General features: G+C 72.0%; 19 protein-coding genes. 10 read left to right on the plus strand and 9 right to left on the minus strand.

Annotated elements, in window-relative coordinates; all coding sequences use genetic code 11:
* Positions 1-40 precede the first annotated feature (40 nt).
* The 4 genes from BM385_RS15370 to BM385_RS15385 all read left to right on the plus strand — a co-directional run bounded on the left by BM385_RS15370 (position 41) and on the right by BM385_RS15385 (position 5,940).
* Positions 41-1,720 (plus strand): fumarate hydratase, encoded by a 1,680-nt coding sequence (locus BM385_RS15370; RefSeq protein ID WP_019434828.1) that lies wholly within the window; start codon positions 41-43, stop codon positions 1,718-1,720.
* A 77-nt stretch (positions 1,721-1,797) separates the two neighbouring features.
* A complete protein-coding gene (locus BM385_RS15375; protein WP_019434829.1) occupies positions 1,798-3,195 on the plus strand; it encodes a class II fumarate hydratase in 1,398 nt (465 codons plus the stop codon).
* Positions 3,196-3,236: 41 nt separating this feature from the next.
* Complete coding sequence (gene fomD / locus BM385_RS15380; protein ID WP_051131180.1) at positions 3,237-3,938, plus strand: cytidylyl-2-hydroxypropylphosphonate hydrolase; 702 nt, start codon at positions 3,237-3,239, stop codon at positions 3,936-3,938.
* An 88-nt stretch (positions 3,939-4,026) separates the two neighbouring features.
* On the plus strand, positions 4,027-5,940 hold the full coding sequence (locus tag BM385_RS15385; protein ID WP_175543002.1) for an ATP-binding SpoIIE family protein phosphatase: 1,914 nt from the start codon (positions 4,027-4,029) through the stop codon (positions 5,938-5,940).
* Between the two features lie 39 nt (positions 5,941-5,979).
* Here BM385_RS15385 and BM385_RS15390 read toward each other — a convergent pair whose 3' ends face one another.
* Positions 5,980-6,510, minus strand: coding sequence for an alkyl hydroperoxide reductase (locus BM385_RS15390; RefSeq protein WP_019434832.1), 531 nt, complete (start codon positions 6,508-6,510; stop codon positions 5,980-5,982).
* Positions 6,511-6,520: 10 nt separating this feature from the next.
* A complete protein-coding gene (locus BM385_RS15395) occupies positions 6,521-7,075 on the minus strand; it encodes a peroxiredoxin (RefSeq protein ID WP_019434833.1) in 555 nt (184 codons plus the stop codon).
* A 174-nt stretch (positions 7,076-7,249) separates the two neighbouring features.
* On the opposite strand from BM385_RS15395, the gene BM385_RS15400 reads away from it, so the two are divergent.
* A complete protein-coding gene (locus BM385_RS15400) occupies positions 7,250-8,182 on the plus strand; it encodes a hydrogen peroxide-inducible genes activator (RefSeq protein WP_093843389.1) in 933 nt (310 codons plus the stop codon).
* Here BM385_RS15400 and BM385_RS15405 read toward each other — a convergent pair.
* Positions 8,169-8,438, minus strand: coding sequence for a type II toxin-antitoxin system antitoxin (locus BM385_RS15405; RefSeq protein WP_019434835.1), 270 nt, complete (start codon positions 8,436-8,438; stop codon positions 8,169-8,171). The genes BM385_RS15400 and BM385_RS15405 overlap by 14 nt on opposite strands.
* Positions 8,435-9,376, minus strand: coding sequence for an SPFH domain-containing protein (locus tag BM385_RS15410; protein WP_019434836.1), 942 nt, complete (start codon positions 9,374-9,376; stop codon positions 8,435-8,437). Before BM385_RS15410 ends, BM385_RS15405 begins: the two co-directional genes overlap by 4 nt.
* A gap of 116 nt (positions 9,377-9,492) precedes the next feature.
* Between BM385_RS15410 and BM385_RS15415 the strand changes: the two genes are divergently transcribed.
* Together BM385_RS15415 and BM385_RS15420 are read left to right on the plus strand one after the other, a co-directional pair.
* Positions 9,493-10,164, plus strand: a complete 672-nt coding sequence (locus tag BM385_RS15415) for a DUF1707 SHOCT-like domain-containing protein (protein WP_093843390.1) — start codon at positions 9,493-9,495, stop codon at positions 10,162-10,164.
* A gap of 211 nt (positions 10,165-10,375) precedes the next feature.
* Positions 10,376-10,732, plus strand: a complete 357-nt coding sequence (locus BM385_RS15420) for a WhiB family transcriptional regulator (protein WP_019434838.1) — start codon at positions 10,376-10,378, stop codon at positions 10,730-10,732.
* A 92-nt stretch (positions 10,733-10,824) separates the two neighbouring features.
* Here the strand turns inward: BM385_RS15420 and glpX are convergent, their stop codons facing one another.
* Positions 10,825-11,856, minus strand: a complete 1,032-nt coding sequence (gene glpX / locus BM385_RS15425) for a class II fructose-bisphosphatase (RefSeq protein WP_026047603.1) — start codon at positions 11,854-11,856, stop codon at positions 10,825-10,827.
* Positions 11,857-12,005: 149 nt separating this feature from the next.
* Between glpX and BM385_RS15430 the strand changes: the two genes are divergently transcribed.
* Complete coding sequence (locus BM385_RS15430; RefSeq protein WP_175543003.1) at positions 12,006-12,623, plus strand: DUF4245 domain-containing protein; 618 nt, start codon at positions 12,006-12,008, stop codon at positions 12,621-12,623.
* On the opposite strand, the gene BM385_RS15435 is transcribed toward BM385_RS15430, so the two are convergent.
* From BM385_RS15435 to xseA, 3 genes are all read right to left on the minus strand, one after another.
* Positions 12,610-13,203, minus strand: a complete 594-nt coding sequence (locus BM385_RS15435; RefSeq protein WP_019434841.1) for a malonic semialdehyde reductase — start codon at positions 13,201-13,203, stop codon at positions 12,610-12,612. The genes BM385_RS15430 and BM385_RS15435 overlap by 14 nt on opposite strands.
* Before the next feature lie 100 nt (positions 13,204-13,303).
* Positions 13,304-13,543 (minus strand): exodeoxyribonuclease VII small subunit, encoded by a 240-nt coding sequence (locus BM385_RS15440; RefSeq protein ID WP_037756298.1) that lies wholly within the window; start codon positions 13,541-13,543, stop codon positions 13,304-13,306.
* Between the two features lie 26 nt (positions 13,544-13,569).
* A complete protein-coding gene (gene xseA / locus BM385_RS15445; protein WP_026047605.1) occupies positions 13,570-14,805 on the minus strand; it encodes an exodeoxyribonuclease VII large subunit in 1,236 nt (411 codons plus the stop codon).
* A gap of 91 nt (positions 14,806-14,896) precedes the next feature.
* Here xseA and BM385_RS15450 point away from each other — a divergent pair, with 91 nt between their 5' ends.
* Positions 14,897-15,907: a 4-hydroxy-3-methylbut-2-enyl diphosphate reductase gene (locus tag BM385_RS15450; protein ID WP_374314223.1), complete on the plus strand. Its 1,011-nt coding sequence runs from the start codon at positions 14,897-14,899 to the stop codon at positions 15,905-15,907.
* A 1-nt stretch (position 15,908) separates the two neighbouring features.
* On the opposite strand, the gene BM385_RS15455 is transcribed toward BM385_RS15450, so the two are convergent.
* Positions 15,909-16,319, minus strand: a complete 411-nt coding sequence (locus tag BM385_RS15455; RefSeq protein WP_019434845.1) for a DUF6542 domain-containing protein — start codon at positions 16,317-16,319, stop codon at positions 15,909-15,911.
* A 268-nt stretch (positions 16,320-16,587) separates the two neighbouring features.
* Here BM385_RS15455 and ychF point away from each other — a divergent pair, with 268 nt between their 5' ends.
* Positions 16,588-17,676, plus strand: a complete 1,089-nt coding sequence (gene ychF, locus BM385_RS15460; protein WP_019434846.1) for a redox-regulated ATPase YchF — start codon at positions 16,588-16,590, stop codon at positions 17,674-17,676.
* Positions 17,677-17,819 lie beyond the last annotated feature (143 nt).

Below are 17,819 nucleotides of genomic sequence, written 5' to 3' on the forward strand. Positions count from 1 at the left end.
CCGTACCCTGGATGGGCTGTACCGCCCCGGACCTGTGGAGATGACGATGTCTGCCAGCCCCGACTTCCGCTACACCGATCTCCTCCCGGTCGGCGAGGACGACACCCCGTACCGGCTGGTCACCGCCGAGGGCGTCAGCACCTTCGAGGCCGGCGGCCGTACCTTCCTCACCGTCGAGCCCGAGGCGCTGCGCCGGCTCGCGGCCGAGGCGATGCACGACATCTCGCACTATCTGCGCCCGGAGCACCTGGCCCAGCTGCGGAAGATCCTGGAGGATCCCGAGGCGTCCCCGAACGACCGCTTCGTCGCCCTCGACCTGCTGAAGAACGCCAACATCGCCGCCGCCGGCGTCCTGCCCATGTGCCAGGACACCGGCACCGCGATCGTCATGGGCAAACGCGGCCAGCAGGTGCTCACCGAGGGCGAGGACGCCCGCGCGCTGTCCCAGGGGATCTTCGACGCCTACACCAAGCTGAACCTGCGCTACTCCCAGATGGCGCCGCTGACCATGTGGGAGGAGAAGAACACCGGCACCAACCTCCCCGCGCAGATCGAGCTGTACGCGGAGGACGGCGACGCCTACAAGTTCCTCTTCATGGCCAAGGGCGGCGGTTCGGCGAACAAGTCCTTCCTCTACCAGGAGACCAAGGCGGTGCTGAACGAGGCATCGATGATGAAGTTCCTGGAGGAGAAGATCCGCTCGCTGGGCACCGCGGCCTGCCCGCCGTACCACCTGGCGATCGTCGTCGGCGGCACCTCCGCCGAGTACGCGCTGAAGACCGCCAAGTACGCCTCCGCCCACTACCTGGACGAGCTGCCCGCCGAGGGCTCGCCGGACGGCCACGGCTTCCGCGACCGGGAGCTGGAGGAGAAAGTCTTCGAGCTGACGCAGAAGATCGGTATCGGCGCCCAGTTCGGCGGCAAGTACTTCTGCCACGACGTGCGCGTGGTGCGGCTGCCCCGGCACGGCGCCTCCTGCCCGGTGGCCATCGCGGTGTCCTGCTCCGCCGACCGGCAGGCCAAGGCCAAGATCACCGCGCAGGGCGTGTTCCTGGAGCAGCTGGAGACCGACCCGGCGCGTTTCCTGCCGGAGACCACGGACGAGCAGCTCACCGACGACGACGTGGTGCGCATCGATCTGACCCGTCCGATGGACGAGATCCGCGCCGAGCTGTCCCGGCACCCGGTGAAGACCCGGCTGTCGCTGACCGGCCCGCTGGTGGTGGCCCGCGACATCGCGCACGCCAAGATCAAGGAACGCCTGGACGCGGGCGAGGAGATGCCGCAGTACCTGCGCGACCACGCCGTGTACTACGCGGGCCCGGCCAAGACCCCCGAGGGGTACGCCTCCGGCTCCTTCGGCCCGACGACGGCCGGCCGGATGGACTCCTACGTCGCCCAGTTCCAGGCGGCGGGCGGCAGCCACGTCATGCTGGCCAAGGGCAACCGCTCGGCCCAGGTGACCAAGGCGTGCGCCGAGCACGGCGGCTTCTACCTCGGCTCGATCGGCGGCCCGGCGGCGCGGCTGGCCCAGGACTGCATCAAGGCGGTGGAGGTGCTGGAGTACGCGGAGCTGGGCATGGAGGCCATCTGGAAGATCGAGGTGGAGGACTTCCCGGCGTTCATCGTGGTCGACGACAAGGGCAACGACTTCTTCACCGACCCGGCCCCGGACCAGCCCTTCATCACCAGCATCCCGGTGGGCGGCCCGCGCGGCTGACCGCTGCCCGGCGGGCCGGCGCGCGCCGCCGCGGCGCGCGCCGACCCGCCCGGGAGCCGCCGCGTTAGCTTGGGGGGATGAGCGACGTGAGTGGTGAGTTCCGCATCGAGCACGACTCGATGGGTGAGGTACGGGTCCCGGCGGCGGCGAAGTGGCGGGCCCAGACACAGCGGGCGGTGGAGAACTTCCCGCTCTCCGGGCGCGGTCTGGAGCGCGCGCACATCGCGGCGCTGGCCCGGATCAAGGCCGCCGCGGCGACCGTGAACGTCCGGCTCGGGGTGCTGGCCGAGGACACCGGGGCGGCGATCTCCGCCGCGGCCGGGGAGGTCGCGCGGGGGGAGTGGGACGAGCACTTCCCGGTGGACGTCTTCCAGACCGGCTCCGGCACCTCCTCGAACATGAACATGAACGAGGTCCTGGCCACGCTGGCCGGTGAGCGGCTGGGCCGGCCCGTCCACCCCAACGACGACGTCAACGCCAGCCAGTCCTCCAACGACGTCTTCCCGTCCTCGATCCACATCGCGGCCACCGGCGCGGTGCTGGGTGAGCTGATCCCGGCGCTGGAGACACTGGCCGGCGCGTTCGAGGCCAAGAGCGTGGAATTCGCCGAGGTGGTGAAGTCGGGGCGCACGCATCTGATGGACGCCACCCCGGTCACCCTGGGGCAGGAGTTCGGTGGCTACGCGGCGCAGCTCCGGTACGGCGTGGAGCGGTTGCGGACCGCGCTGCCCCGGCTGGCCGAACTGCCGCTGGGCGGTACGGCGGTGGGGACCGGGATCAACACGCCCGCCGGGTTCTCGGCCGCGGTCATCGCGGAGGTGGCCGCCGCCACCGGGCTGCCGCTGACCGAGGCGCGCGATCACTTCGAGGCGCAGGGCGCCCGCGACGGGCTGGTGGAGACCTCGGGGCAGCTGCGGACGATCGCGGTCTCGCTCACCAAGATCTGCAACGATCTGCGCTGGATGGGTTCCGGGCCGCGCGCCGGGCTGGCCGAGATCAATCTGCCCGATCTCCAGCCGGGCTCCTCGATCATGCCGGGCAAGGTCAATCCGGTGGTGCCCGAGGCGGTATTGATGGTGTGCGTCCAGGTGACCGGTAATGACGCGGCGGTGGCGGCGGCCGGCGCGGCCGGGAATTTCGAGCTGAATGTCATGCTGCCGGTGATGGCGAAGAATCTGCTGGAATCCATCCGGCTGCTGGCGAACGCCGCCACCCTGCTCGCCGAGCGCACGGTGACCGGTATCACCGCCAACGCCGAACGGGCCCGGGAGTACGCCGAGTCGTCCCCGTCGGTGGTCACCCCCCTCAACCGCTACCTGGGGTACGAGGAGGCGGCCCGGATCGCCAAGCGGGCGCTGGCCGAGCGCAAGACGATCCGGGAGGCGGTCCTGGACGGCGGGTACGTGGAGCGCGGCGAACTGACCCGGGAGCAGCTGGACGAAGCGCTCGATGTGCTGAGCATGACTCATCCTTGAGGGTGGCGCCTTGTCCCGGTCGCCCGGAATATCATGTGCCGATGACAGAACCAGTGCACGCTTGGCGACCAGGGGAACACATTCTGTGGCGTTACCGGGCGAACGGGGCGCCGGGTATTCATATCTGCCGCCCCGTCACCGTCGTCCGTGATACGCCGGAGCTGCTGGCGGTGTGGATGGCGCCGGGCACCGAATGCGTCCGCCCGCTGCTCGCCGACGGCACCCCGATCCACGACGAGCCGCTGCCCACCCGGTACACCAAGCCGCGCATCACGGTGCGCGACCGCTGGTCGGGCGCGGGGGTGCTGAAGCTGGCCCGCCCCGGTGATCCCTGGTCGGTGTGGCTTTTCTGGGATCGGGGGTGGCGCTTCAAGAACTGGTACGTCAATCTTGAGGAGCCCCTGCACCGCTGGTCGGGCGGGGTCGATTCGGAGGATCATTTTCTCGATATCGCGGTCTATCCCGATCGCAGCTGGGAGTGGCGGGACGAGGACGAATTCGCCCAGGCGCAGCAGGCGGGTCTCCTGGACGCCGGGCAGGCGGAGCGGATCCGCGTGGCCGGGCAGGCGGCGGCGCGTGTGATCGGGGCGTGGGGCCGGCCGTTCAGCGAGAACTGGGCGTCCTGGCGGCCCGACCCCCGGTGGCGGAACCCGGTCCTGCCCCGCGACTGGGACCGCGCCGCCGCACCGGCCGCTCCGCCGCACAGCACGCACGCGATCCCGCAGCATCCCAGAGCCTCTTGATGCACCCCCGGGCGTCAAACGTAGGATCGACCCCCACGACCGCACCACCGCACAACATCCCCACTTCGCACGCCAGTTCCTCGCCCGGATGGATGGACATCCCCTCGTGACGGACCCGACCTCACCCCAGCCCGCGGCTCGCACGGCGGACGTACCCTCCCACGCCGGCTCCGCGGCCCTGCCGCACGCGCGCTCCGAGCCCGATCCGGCCGAACATCCCCCGGTCCAGGCCGATCCGGAGACGGCTCCCGGCACGCTCGGCGGCGGCGGGTCGGGGACCGTGGGCAGCGGCTCCGGGGCCATCGACCGGCTGCGGTTCGTGGGAGTCGCCACCCGGCGCATCGCCCGGGGCAGCGACGCGGAGGAGATCATCCTGGGGCTGTGCCGGGCCACCGTCCCCACCTTCGCGGACGCCATCCTGGTCTATCTGCTCAACCCGCTCCCGGTCGGCGACGAACAGCCCACCAACCCGTGGGTGTTCATCCTGCGCCGCACCGATCGCATCCCCGATGTCTCCGGCGGTCTGGCGGGCGACGGCGGCGGGGGTACGGCGACCGCCGCCGTGCTGCCGCTGCTGTCGGGCGCCCTGACCCGCGTCGAGCTGCGGGGCAACGGACCGCTCGCCGAGGTACTGCGCGGGGTGCGCCCCGTCTTCACCGACTCCCAGGTGTCCCAGCAGGCGCTGTCGGAGCTGACCGGCGCCGGGACGCCGCCCCAGGAACGGCACGCGATCCTCGCCCCGCTGCGCGGCCAGCGCCGGGTGATCGGCGCCGCCGTCTTCCTGCGCCGCCCCGACAACGACGCCTTCCAGAAGGACGACCTCCAGGTCGCCCAGCAACTGTCCACCCACGCGGCGCTCGGCGTGGACAAGGCCATCCTGCACGGCCGCGAGGCGTCGGTCGCCGACGAGCTCCAGCGCACCATGCTGCCGGACGACCTGCCCGAGCCCACCGGCGTGCGGCTGGCCAGCCGCTATCTGCCCGCGGGCAAGACCGCCCGGGTCGGCGGCGACTGGTACGACGCGATCCCGCTGCCCGGCAGCCGGGTCGCGCTGGTCGTCGGCGACGTGATGGGCCACTCCACCACCTCGGCCGCCATCATGGGCCAGCTGCGCACCACCGTGCAGACGCTCGCGGGTCTGGACCTGCCGCCGCAGGAGGTGCTGCACCACCTGGACGAGCAGGCCCAGCGGCTGGGCGACGACCGGATGGCGACCTGCCTGTACGCGGTGTACGACCCGGTCGCGCACCGCATCACCGCGGCGAACGCGGGCCACCCGCCGCCCGTCCTGCTGCACCGGGACGGCAGCACCGAGGTGGTCAATCTGGAGCCCAACGCCCCCATCGGCGTCGGCGGCGTCGACTTCCAGACCGTCGAGCTGCCCGCACCGCCCGGCTCCACCCTCGTGCTGTACACCGACGGCCTGGTGGAGTCCAGGACCCGGGACGTGTGGACGGGCGTGGAGGACCTGCGCGAGAAGCTGACCGAGACCGCCGCGCTGACCAGGCCCGACCACGCCACCCCGCTGGAGCCGCTGTGCGAGGCGATCCTCGACATCGTCGGCCCGGGCGACCGTGACGACGACATCGCGCTGCTCGCCGCCCGCTTCGAGGGCATCGCGCCGGGCAACGAGGCGTCCCTGGAGCTGGAGCCGCGCCCCGAATCGGTTCGACACGCGCGCCGCCTGGTGCGCGACTCGCTGGCCGGCTGGGACCTGACCGAGCTGGAGGACGCGGTCGAGCTGCTGGTCTCCGAGGTGGTCACCAACGCCGTACGGTACGCCGAGCGGCCGGTCAGCGTCCGGCTGCTGCGCACGGATGTGCTGCGCTGCGAGGTGGGCGACGACGTCCCGCAGCTGCCGCGGCTGCGGCAGGCGGGCCCGGCGGACGAGGGCGGGCGCGGGCTGTACCTGGTGCAGCGGCTGGCCCGCAAGTGGGGCGCGACCCGGCTGTCCACCGGCAAGCTGGTGTGGTTCGAAATGGCGCTGCCCGGCCGGTCCTGAGGCGGACCGGCCGGGCAGGCCGTGACGGGCGGGGCGCGCTCAGGCGAGCGTGGCCTCCGCGTCCAGGGTGGTGCCGACCGCCTGGACGACGGCGGCGATCTTGAACGCCTCCTGGATCGTCTCGCGGTCGACGCCGGCCTTGCGCAGCACCTGCTCGTGCGAGTCGAGGCACTGGCCGCAGCCGTTGATGGCGGAGACGGCGAGGGACCACAGCTCGAAGTCGGTCTTCTCCACGCCCGGGTTGCCGATGACGTTCATCCGCAGGCCGGCGCGCAGGGTGCCGTACTCCGGGTCGCTCAGCAGGTGGCGGGTGCGGTAGAAGACGTTGTTCATCGCCATGATCGCGGCGGCGGACTTGGCGGCGGTGTACGCCTCGTCCGAGAGGTGCTTGCGCGCCTCGGGCTCCAGCTCGCGCAGGACGATCGGGGAGCGGGAGGCGATGGCGCAGGCGAGTACGGTGCCCCACAGCTGCTGCTCGGGCAGCGGCGAGTTGCCTATGACCGAGCCGAGGTTCAGCTTGAGGTCCTTGGCGTACGCCGGAACGGACGCCTTCAGGTCGTCGAGGGCCATGGGGTCCGCCTCACGCACCCGCGAGGAGCGCGACCGGGTCGAGGGTGTTCTCGCCCTTGGTCCAGTTGCAGGGGCACAGCTCGTCGGTCTGCAGGGCGTCCAGCACCCGCAGGACCTCCTTGGGGTTACGGCCGACGGAGCCGGCGGTCACCATGGTGAACTGGATCTCGTTGTTGGGGTCGATGATGAAGACGGCCCGCTGCGCGAAGCCGTCCTCGCCCTGCACACCGGCGGCGCGCATCAGCTCGTGCTTGGAGTCGGCGAGCATGGGGAAGGGCAGGTCGCGCAGGTCGGCGTGGTCCTTGCGCCAGGCGTGGTGCACGAACTCGGAGTCACCGGAGACACCGAGGATCTGCGCGTCGCGGTCCGCGAACTCCTCCTCCAGCTGACCGAAGGCGGCGATCTCGGTCGGGCAGACGAAGGTGAAGTCCTTGGGCCAGAAGAACACGACCCGCCACTTGCCCTCGTAGGTCTTGTGGTCGATCTGAGCGAAGGCGCTCTCGGCGTCGAGGCTGACGCAGGCGGTGAGGTCGTACTCGGGGAACTTGTCGCCGACGGTGAGCAACGCGATCTCCTTGTGCTTGTGGTGCCGAGGGTTGCTGCCGGGGCTGCCGGGGGGTTCCCGGTGGTCCTGGCGGGCACTACGCTGCCATATCGGCCATTGATCTCAGAAATAGCTAGACTCGTCGTGATTAATCGGAGGTAGTTATCAGTGGCCGGTACGACGGGGCCCGCGGGCATGGCACGACAGCCCACATTCGCGCAGCTGAGGGCGTTCGCCGCGGTCGCGGAGCATCTGCACTTCCGGGAGGCGGCCGCCGCCATCGGGATGAGTCAGCCCGCGCTGTCCGGCGCCGTCGCCGCACTCGAAGAGACCCTCGACATCACCCTGTTGGAGCGCACCACCCGCAAGGTCATGCTCTCCCCGGCCGGTGAACGGCTCGCGGTGCGGGCCCGCTGCGTCCTGGACACGGTACGGGAGCTGGTGGAGGAGGCCGAGGCCGCCCGGGCGCCGTTCACCGGACTGCTGCGGCTGGGCGTGATCCCCACCTGCGCGCCGTATCTGCTGCCCACCGTGCTGCGGCTGATCCGCGAGGAGTTCCCGGCCCTGGAGCCCCGGGTGCACGAGGAGCGCACCGCCGAACTGCTGGAGGGCCTGGCCGGCGGCCGGCTGGACGCGCTGCTGCTGGCCGTGCCGCTCGGCCACCCCGGTCTCACCGAGCTGCCGCTGTACGACGAGGACTTCGCGCTCGTCCTGCCGCACGGCCACCCGCTGGCCGGGCGGCGCGACATCCCCCGGGCGGCGCTGCGCGACCTGGAGCTGATCCTGCTGGACGAGGGGCACTGCCTGCGCGACCAGGCGCTGGAGATCTGCCAGGAGGCGGGCCGCGAGGCGGGGGCCACCATGGCGGCCAGCGCGGCCGGGCTCTCCACGCTGGTGCAGCTGGTGGCCGGCGGCCTCGGGGTGACGCTGCTGCCGCGCACCGCCCTGAAGGTGGAGACGGCGCGCAGCGAGGAGCTGGCCACCGGGTTCTTCGCGGACCCGGCGCCGACCCGGCGGATAGCGCTGGTGACGCGTACCGGGACGGCGCGCGCGGCCGAGTTCGAGACCCTGGCACGCGCGCTGCGCCGGGCGTTGCGCCCGCTGCCGGTCCGGATCAGCCGTCCGTAGCCGGCGGCGGGCCGTCCGCGTCCGGCTCGCCGCGGCTGCGCCGTGGCGGCCGGCCGCGCCGCGGGTGCGGCCTGGCGGTGCCCGGCAGCCGCCCGGCGTCCCGCAGGGCCTGGCGCAGCAGATAGTCGATCTGCGCGTTGGTGCTGCGCAGTTCGTCGGCGGCCCAGCGGGCGAGCGCGTCGTGCACGGCGGGATCGAGCCGGAGCAGCACCTGCTTGCGGGCCGGCCGGGCGGGGCGCTCGGCGGGGTCCGTCACTGGTACAGCGACCCGGTGTTCAGTACGGGCTGCGGGGTGTGGTTGCCGCACAGCACGACCAGCAGGTTGGAGACCATGGCGGCCTTGCGCTCCTCGTCCAGCTCGACCATCTGGGACTCGGTGATGCGGGCGAGAGCGCTCTCCACCATGCCGCAGGCGCCGTCCACGATGGTCTGCCGGGCGGCGACGACCGCGCCGGCCTGCTGGCGCTGGAGCATCGCGGAGGCGATCTCGGGGGCGTAGGCGAGGTGGGTGAAGCGGGCCTCGATGATCCGCACCCCGGCGGCCTGCACCCGGGCGGTCAGCTCGACGGCCAGCTTCTCGGTGATCTCCTCGGCGTCCTCGCGCAGTGACAGTTCGTCCTCGCCGTGCGCGTCGTAGGGGTACTCGATGGCGATGTGGCGCAGCGCGGACTCGGTCTGGGTGGACACGAACTCCACGAAGTCGTCCACCTCGAAGCTGGCCTGCGCGGTGTCCTCGACCTTCCAGACGATGACCCCGGCCAGCTCGATCGGGTTGCCGTGGGCGTCGTTGACCTTGAGGACGGCCGTCTCGTGGTTGCGGACCCGGGTGGATATCTTGACGCGGGTGGTCAGCGGGTTGACCCAGCGCAGCCCGTCCTTGCGGATGGTGCCGGAGTAGCGGCCGAAGAACTGCACCACGCGGGCCTCGCCGGGGGCGACCATGTTGAGGCCGCTCATCATGAAGAGCGAGACGAGGAAGACCAGTCCGCCGCCGATGATGAGCAGCACTCCGGCGGCGACCGAGTCGTTCCCGGCGAGCACCGCGCCGACGGCGGTGACGCCGGCGCCGGCGAGGGTGCCCAGGAAGGTGAGCAGCAGGGCGAGGCCGCCGGGGATGCTGTGTGCCGCCGTCTCCCTGACCCGGGGTTCGGGCATGTCGGGTGTGTCGATGTGGAGTTCGGTTCCGCTGGTCATGGTCTCCCCGTCCGGTGTGTGGTGGCCGGTGCGGCCACGGTCGAACTTTAGCAATCTGATAGCACTTTATGGCAAGGGGGTGGTCGCGATGTATCGCGAATCGGTAGCCTGGCGGGGTGACTGCCGAAAAGCCTCCCGCCGTGCCGCTCGCCAAGCCGGCCGCACCGGCCCCCGTACCGCACACCGCGCCGGATCCCGTACGCGCCTCGGACGCCGACCGGGACCGGATCGCGGACATCCTGCGCGAGGCGCTGGCCGAGGGCCGGCTCGACGCGGAGGAGCACGCCGAGCGCATCGAGTCCGTCTACCGGGCCAAGACCCTGGGCGAACTGGAGCCGCTGATCCGGGATCTGCCGGCCGGGCAGCGCCCGGCGGCGCCCGCTCCGCCGCCGCAGCCCGGGCCCGTCGCGCCGGTGCCCCAGGGGCCGCGCAGCGTGGTCGCCGTCTTCAGCTCCGCCAACCGGCACGGGCGGTGGCGGCTCGGGCTGCGCACGGTGGCCTCCGCCGTCTTCGGCAGCGTCGAACTCGACCTGACCGAGGCGATCTTCGACCAGCAGTACGTGACCATCGACGCCACCGCCGTGTTCGGCAGCGTGGAGATCAAGGTCCCGGAAAACGTCACGGTGCGGACCGGCGGCACCGGCGTGCTCGGCAGTTTCGAGGTCGTCGAGATGGTCTCGGGCGACCCGTCGGCGCCGGTGATCATGGTCAAGGGGGCGGCCGTCTTCGGCTCGGTCGAAGCCCGCCCGGTGCCGGGCAAGACCGTCCGGAATCTGCGGAATGCCTGATATATCCGGCGGATGTGACTGATACGACCGCCCGAGTGGTCGCTCCGTGCATAAGCCCGCGTACAGCGGGTAGGGCTCGGGGGACCGTCACTCGTTTGGCCGCGCGAGGTGGGAAAGGCATCTCCATCCAGATGGGGACCTGTCCGGTCCGGGTGAGGGTCTCTTAGCCAGCCATGAGCGACCCCCGGTAGCCGTCGTCAGGAGTTTGACTGTGCTGCAATCGTCACCGCCCCAAGAGTCCCAGTGGTCACCTGCCGTCCCGGCTCAGCGCAGTTCGAGAGACCTGGCGGGCCCGTGGCACTCCGAGGCAGCGTGCCGGCGGGATGAGGCAGGACTCTTCTTCGCCCCCTCCCAGGAGCCCACCGCGGCCCGGCTCTCACGCGAGCAGGCCGCCAAGGCGGTCTGCGCCCGCTGCCCCGTGCTGCTGGAGTGCCGCGAGCACGCCCTGCTCCAGCCCGAGCCGTACGGGGTGTGGGGCGGGCTGACCGCCGCCGAGCGCCGCGTCGTGCTCAGCCGGCGCCGCCGCCGCGAGGCCACCAGCGGAAGCGGCAGCACCCGGGTCGCCTGACCGGCCCCCTCCCGGCCGGGCGCCCCGCCGCCACCCGCAGGCCGGCCCGCACCCGTGCGCGGGCCGGCCCCGGAGTCCTGGGCCGTACGCCGTCACTTCCCCCGGTCGAAGTCCACCGCGCTGTACGCCCGCAGCTTGGACAGCCGGTGCGTGGAATCGATCTGCCGGATCGTGCCCGAGCGCGAACGCATCACCAGGGACTGGGTGGTGGCGGTCTCGGCGCTGTAGCGCACCCCGCGCAGCAACTCGCCGTCCGTGATGCCGGTGGCCACGAAGAACACGTTCTCGCCGCGCACCAGATCACCCGTGTGCAGCACCCGGTCCAGGTCGTGCCCCGCGTCCAGGGCCGCGCGCCGCTCCGCCTCGTCCTTGGGCCACAGCTTGCCCTGGATGGTCCCGCCCAGACAGGTGATGGCGCAGGCCGCGATGATGCCCTCGGGCGTGCCGCCGATGCCCAGCAGCAGATCCGCCCCGGTGCCCTCGCGCACACTCATGATGGCGCCGGCCACATCGCCGTCCGAGATCAGCTTCACCCGGGCGCCGGCCTCCCGGACCTCCCGCACCAGTCCGTCGTGGCGCGGCCGGTCCAGGATGACCACCGTCACATCGCCGGGCGCGCCGCCCTTGGCCTTGGCGACCCGGCGCACGTTCACGGCGGGCGGTGCCTCGATGTCCACGAACTCGGCTGCCTCCGGGCCGGTCGCCAGCTTGTCCATGTAGAACACGGCGCTCGGATCGAACATCGCGCCCCGCTCGGCCACCGCCAGCACCGACACCGCGTTGCCCATGCCCTTGGCGGTCAGCGTCGTCCCGTCCACCGGATCGACGGCCACATCGCACTCGGGACCGGTGCCGTCCCCCACCCGCTCGCCGTTGAACAGCATCGGGGCCTCGTCCTTCTCGCCCTCGCCGATGACGACCACGCCGTTCATCGAGACGGTGGAGACGAGCGTCCGCATGGCCTTGACGGCGGCGTCGTCCGCGCCGTTCTTGTCACCCCGGCCGACCCAGCGGCCCGAGGCCATCGCGCCGGCCTCGGTGACCCGGACCAGCTCCAGGGCGAGGTTGCGGTCGGGCGCCTCGGGAGCCACTTCGAGGGGAGGCGGAAGATGATGGTCAGCCATCGGAACGCACCTTTCTGCGCGGCTCGGCCGCTGGGGGAGGGTGTCCATGACTTTAGCCGGAATTCGTACAACTGAGCAGAGTGCCCATCTGATGAGCGATTCCGGGGGTGGTTTCGAGCGCGCCACCCGCATACGGGACGATGGGGGGCGTGTCGAGCGACGTGACCGAGAAGAGCCAGCCGGCCGAGCAGGCCGGGGAGACCGGGGACACCCAGCCGACGGCCCCGCCGCCCCCCAAGCGGTCGAAGCTGAAGTCCGTCCGCGACATGGTGCTGTCCATGGCCGTGATCACCGCCGTGTCCTTCGGCCTCTACCTGCTCGCCCCCGGCCGCGACGCGGGCGCCGACCCCGTCAAGGAGATCGGGTACCAGACCGAGGCCGACCTGGCCGCCCGCGCCGCGCCGTACGAACTGCTGGTCCCCGAAGGACTCTCCGAGGAGTGGCGCGCCACCTCGGTGCGCTACCGGGCCACCGACCCGCTCGGCGCCACCTGGAAGCTCGGCTTCACCGACCCGGACAACGAGTTCGCCGGCCTGGTCCAGGCCGACGGCGACCCGGCCACCGTCATCCCCGGCGCCACCCAGGGCGCCGAGGACACCGGCGAGAGCATCACCCTGGGCGGCCGGGAGTGGACCTGGTACGAGGGCACCCCCTACAACGCGCTCGTCCTGGCGGGCGACGAGGCGACCGCCGTGGTCGCCGGCACCGCCCCCCGCGAACGGCTGACCGAGTTCGCCGAGGCCCTGCGGCCCGTCACAGCACCGTGACGGCCTCCGCGTACTCCAGCCGCGGATTGCGCGGCCGGAACGCGTCGGGCCCCGGCCGGCCGATGTTCACCACCAGCAGGACCTTCTGCCGGCCGTCCCCGAAGAACTCCTTGTTGACGCCCTCCGCGTCGAAACCGCTCATCGGACCGGCCGCGAGACCCGCGGCCCGCACCCCGAGCAGGAAGTAACCGGCCTGGAGCGTGGCGTTGAAGCTGCCGGACCGCTCACGCACCGCCTCCTCGGCGTACATGCCGTCCTTCAGGTCCGGCAGCGCGGGCAGCAGCTTCGGCAGCTTCTCGTGGAAATCCACATCCGCCGACAGGAGCGCGGTCAGCGGCGCGCTGCCGGTTTTGTCCCGGTTGCCCCGCGACATCAGCGGCAGCAACCGCTCCCTGGCCTCGCGCGACCGCAGCAGGGTGACCCGCAGCGGCGACTGGTTGAACGCGGTCGGCGCCAGCTTGATCAGGTCGTACACGGCCCGCATCTGCGCCTCGCTCACCGGCTCGTCGGTGAAGGTGTGCGCGGTGTGCGCCTCGCGGAACAGCAGATCCTGCGCGGCGGGGTCGAGGGCGAGCGTCATCGGGACAGGGCCTTTCATCGGGTACGCGGACGCCCGGCACCGGTCGGCGCCGGGACGCGGGGAGGCTTCCCCGCCGCGCCAACCCCGACGCGTCCGCGCGCTATTCCCCGCCGTCGCCGGCCTCCGCCTCCGCTTCCTCCTTCAGCGCCTGGTCCAGCCGCGCCCGGGCACCCGCCAGCCGCCCGGCGCAGACCTTCGCCAGCTCCTCGCCGCGCTCCCACAGCGCCAGGGACTCCTCCAGGGTCACGCCACCCGCCTCCAGCCGGCGCACCACATCGATCAGCTCGTCCCGCGCCTGCTCATAGCTGAGCGCCGCGTCGTCCGTGTCCGGTTCTGCCATGTCCGCCACCTTAGATCCGCCGTCCGTCACCGTTCCGCCTCCTGCCCCTCGCCCCGCTCGTCGACCGTCACCGAGAACGCCCCCTCGGCCACCCTGGCCCGCAGCCGCTCACCGGACGCCACCCGGCCGGCGTCCCGTACCGCCGAACCGTCCGCCCGCTGGAGCACCGCGTAGCCCCGCCGCAGCGTCGCCGCCGGGGACAGCGCCACCACCCGGGCCCTGGTGTGCGTCAGATCCGCCTCCGCGCGCTCCAGCAGATGCCCCAGCGTGCGCCGCGCCCTGGCCACCAGCGCGTCGACCTCCTCCGCCCGCCCGGCGATCATCCGCCCCGGCTCCGCCAGCACCGGCCGGCTCACCGCCGCCGCCAGCCCGCGCTCCTCCCGGTCCAGGAACGTCTCCAGCACCCACCGGCCGCGCTCGCGCAACTGCCGCACCCGGGACTGCTCCTCGCCCACATCGGGCACCGTCCGCTTGGCGGCGTCGGTGGGCGTGGACGCCCGCAGATCCGCCACCAGATCAAGCAGCGGGGAGTCCGGCTCGTGGCCGATCGCCGACACCACCGGCGTCCCGGCCGCCGCCACCGCCCGCACCAGCCGCTCGTCCGAGAACGGCAGCAGATCCTCCACGCTGCCCCCGCCGCGCGCCACGATGATCACCTCGACCTCGGGGTCGGCGTCCAGCTCCCGCACCGCCTCGATGACCTGCGGCACGGCGTGCACCCCCTGCACCGCCACGTTGCGCACCGCGAACCGCACCGCCGGCCAGCGCAGCTTCGCGTTCTGCAGCACATCCCGCTCCGCCGCCGACGCGCGCCCGGTGACCAGGCCCACGCACCCCGGCAGGAACGGCAGCCGGCGCTTGCGCTCCGGCGCGAACAGCCCCTCCGCCGCCAGCGACTTCTTCAACGCCTCGATCCGGGCCAGCAGCTCCCCGACCCCCACCGCCCGCAGATCCGTGGCCCGCAGCGACAACTGCCCGCGCGGGGCGTACCACTCCGGCTTGCCGAACACCACCACCCGCGCGCCCTCGCCGACCACCTCCGCCACGCGATCGAACACGGCCCGGAAACAGGTGACCGTCAAAGAGATGTCCTGGGACGGGTCGCGCAACGTGAGGAACACCACGCCCGCCCCCGGACGGCGCGAGATCTGGGTGATCTGCCCCTCCACCCAGACCGCGCCCAGCCGGTCGATCCACTGACCGATCAGCCGGGACACCTCGCCGACCGGCATCGGCGCTTCCGCCGTCGTCTGTACCGCCATGCCCGCAACGCTAGCGCCGCCCACCGACAACGCCCGCCCCGCCGCCCGCGGCCCGCCCGCACCGGCCGCCGCCCCGTGCCGTCCCCGTACGATGGGGGACATGGCCGACCCAGCACTCTCCGGCACCGCCGAGCCCGCCCGCCGCGTCCTGCTCGCCGCCCCCCGGGGCTACTGCGCGGGCGTGGACCGCGCCGTCCTCGCCGTGGAAGCGGCTCTCGAACAGTACGGCGCCCCGATATACGTCCGGCACGAGATCGTCCACAACAAGCACGTGGTCAAGACGCTGGAACGCAAGGGCGCCATCTTCGTCGAGGAGACGGCCGAGGTGCCCGAGGGCTCCATCGTCATCTTCTCCGCGCACGGGGTCGCCCCCGAAGTGCACCGCGAGGCCGAGCGCGGCAAGCTCGCCACCATCGACGCCACCTGCCCGCTGGTCACCAAGGTGCACAAGGAAGCGGTCCGGTTCGCCAAGGAGAACTACCAGATCCTGCTCATCGGCCACGAGGGCCACGAGGAGGTCATCGGCACCAGCGGCGAGGCCCCCGACCACATCACCCTGGTGGACGGCCCCGCCGACGCGGCCAAGGTTGAGGTGCCCGACCCGGACCGGGTGGTGTGGCTCTCCCAGACCACCCTGTCGGTCGACGAGACCATGGAGACCGTGGACGCGCTCAAGGGGCGCTTCCCCAACCTGCTCAGCCCGCCGAGCGACGACATCTGCTACGCCACGCAGAACCGCCAGCTCGCCATCAAGCAGGTGGCGGCCGACTCCGAGCTGGTCCTGGTGGTCGGCTCGAAGAACTCCTCCAACTCCGTCCGCATGGTCGAGGTCGCCCTCGGCGCCGGCGCCGAGCGCGCCCACCTGGTCGACAACGCCTCGGAGATCGACGAGGCGTGGCTGACCGGCGTCACCACCGTGGGCCTGTCCTCCGGCGCCTCGGTGCCCGAGGTCCTGGTCGAGGGCGTGCTGGAGTGGCTGGCCGAGCGGGGCTACGCGGACGTGGAACTGGTGCAGCCCACCGAGGAGCACATCCAGTTCTCGCTCCCCAAGGAACTGCGCCGGGACCTGCGCGCCGAGGCCGCCGCGAAGGTCGCCGGCTGAGTCAGTGCCGTACGGCGGCGGCCCGGCGCCGCCGCCGTCGGATCCGGCCCACCGCCACCCCGATCCCGCGCAGCAGCGCCAGACCGGCGGCGGTGGCCGTCCCGCCGAACAGCCACGGAGCCCGCAGCGCCAGCTCGGTGACGGCCGCCATCGGCCCCAGCGTGGTGACCAGGCCCACCGCGAAGGCGATGGGGGCCGCCACCGGGGCACAGATCAGATCGGCGGGCCGCACCCACAGCGCGGCGGCGGTGCAGGCCAGGATGAACAGCACCCCGTACAGCGTGGGAGCCCCGCCCATCGGCTCGCACAGCCAGGCGGCGCCGACCATGACGACGGTGGCGAGCACCCCGCAGCCGAGGCCGGTCAGCCGGGGACGGGGGAGTCGGGAGAGCGCCACCAGCACGGGCGGCACCGGGCGCGTCCGCGGGCGCCCCCGCACCGCCGCCTGTCCGGCGGGCCGGGGCACACTCGTCCGCACCACGGCGGGATATGGCCGAGGGTGTTCGGTTGTGTGCGTACTGTAGTCCACGGATCCAAAGTAAGCCGCCGGACGGGGGCCGGGCGGGTATGGACACGCTTGACGTTCCATATGACTGTGCGCCCACAGGCTCGTACGGCCGCATGCGGGCGCCCGTAGACTGAGGACCGCTTCGTTTCTCCTCGCTACGGGAAGTCGTCACGTGTCGCTCACGATCGGAATCGTCGGTCTGCCGAATGTCGGCAAGTCGACCCTGTTCAACGCCCTGACCAAGAACGACGTGCTGGCGGCCAACTATCCGTTCGCCACCATCGAGCCGAACATCGGCGTGGTGGGCGTCCCGGACCCGCGGCTGGACGAGCTCGCCAAGGTCTTCGGCTCCCAGCGCCGGCTGCCGGCCACGGTGGACTTCGTGGACATCGCCGGCATCGTCCGGGGCGCCAGCGAGGGCGAGGGCCTGGGCAACAAGTTCCTGGCGAACATCCGCGAGTCGGACGCCATCTGCCAGGTGATCCGCGCCTTCAAGGACGAGAACGTCGTCCACGTCGACGGCAAGGTCTCCCCGAAGAGCGACATCGAGACGATCGACACCGAGCTGATTTTGGCCGACCTCCAGACGGTGGAGAAGGTCCTCCCGCGCCTCCAGAAGGAGGCCCGGATCAAGAAGGACCGGCTGCCGGTGGTCAAGGCCGTCGAGGAGGCCAAGGCCATCCTGGAGGACGGCCGCACCCTCTTCTCGGCCGGCATCGCCCAGGGCACCGAGCGTGCCGAGCCGCTGCACGAGCTGCACCTGCTGACGGTCAAGCCGTTCCTCTACGTCTTCAACGTCGACGAGGACGAGCTGGTCGACGACGTCTTCAAGGACGAACAGCGCGCCCTGGTCGCCCCGGCCGAGGCGGTCTTCCTGAACGCCAAGCTGGAGGCGGACCTCGCCGAGCTCTCCGAGGAGGACGCCCTGGAGCTCCTCCAGTCGGTGGGCCAGCAGGAACCCGGCCTGGCCACCCTGGCCCGCGTCGGCTTCGAGACCCTGGGCCTCCAGACCTACCTGACGGCCGGCCCCAAGGAAGCCCGCGCCTGGACGATCCCCAAGGGCGCCACGGCCCCCGAGGCGGCCGGTGTGATCCACACGGACTTCCAGAAGGGCTTCATCAAGGCCGAGGTCATCTCGTACGACGACCTGATCACCACCGGCTCCATCACCGAAGCCCGCGCCCAAGGCAAGGCCCGCATCGAAGGCAAGGACTACGTGATGCGCGACGGCGACGTGGTGGAGTTCCGCTTCAACGTGTAGTGACCCGCAGGCCACCCATCCGGTGGAAGGGCTCGTCAGGAGGGGTGGCCTCGTAGGGGCCACCCTTTCCGGCATCTCGGCAAGCACCGAGTGGTCTTGGGGATCGGCTCGACGCCGCCGTACCAGAGGTGCACGGCCGGCAA

The organism is Streptomyces harbinensis, assembly GCF_900116145.1.
Classification (GTDB): Bacteria; Actinomycetota; Actinomycetes; order Streptomycetales; family Streptomycetaceae; genus Streptomyces; species Streptomyces carpaticus.

What these genes read in the sequence shown, in the direction of transcription:
- BM385_RS15370 (WP_019434828.1), top strand. Translation starts at nt 41, where the DNA reads ATGACGATGTCTGCCAGCCCCGACTTCCGCTACACCGATCTCCTCCCG.
- BM385_RS15375 (WP_019434829.1), top strand. Translation starts at nt 1,798, where the DNA reads ATGAGCGACGTGAGTGGTGAGTTCCGCATCGAGCACGACTCGATGGGT.
- fomD (WP_051131180.1), top strand. Translation starts at nt 3,237, where the DNA reads ATGACAGAACCAGTGCACGCTTGGCGACCAGGGGAACACATTCTGTGG.
- BM385_RS15385 (WP_175543002.1), top strand. Translation starts at nt 4,027, where the DNA reads ATGGATGGACATCCCCTCGTGACGGACCCGACCTCACCCCAGCCCGCG.
- BM385_RS15390 (WP_019434832.1), bottom strand. Translation starts at nt 6,510, where the DNA reads ATGGCCCTCGACGACCTGAAGGCGTCCGTTCCGGCGTACGCCAAGGAC.
- BM385_RS15400 (WP_093843389.1), top strand. Translation starts at nt 7,250, where the DNA reads ATGGCACGACAGCCCACATTCGCGCAGCTGAGGGCGTTCGCCGCGGTC.
- BM385_RS15410 (WP_019434836.1), bottom strand. Translation starts at nt 9,376, where the DNA reads ATGACCAGCGGAACCGAACTCCACATCGACACACCCGACATGCCCGAA.
- glpX (WP_026047603.1), bottom strand. Translation starts at nt 11,856, where the DNA reads ATGGCTGACCATCATCTTCCGCCTCCCCTCGAAGTGGCTCCCGAGGCG.
- BM385_RS15435 (WP_019434841.1), bottom strand. Translation starts at nt 13,203, where the DNA reads ATGACGCTCGCCCTCGACCCCGCCGCGCAGGATCTGCTGTTCCGCGAG.
- BM385_RS15440 (WP_037756298.1), bottom strand. Translation starts at nt 13,543, where the DNA reads ATGGCAGAACCGGACACGGACGACGCGGCGCTCAGCTATGAGCAGGCG.
- xseA (WP_026047605.1), bottom strand. Translation starts at nt 14,805, where the DNA reads ATGGCGGTACAGACGACGGCGGAAGCGCCGATGCCGGTCGGCGAGGTG.
- BM385_RS15450 (WP_374314223.1), top strand. Translation starts at nt 14,897, where the DNA reads ATGGGGGACATGGCCGACCCAGCACTCTCCGGCACCGCCGAGCCCGCC.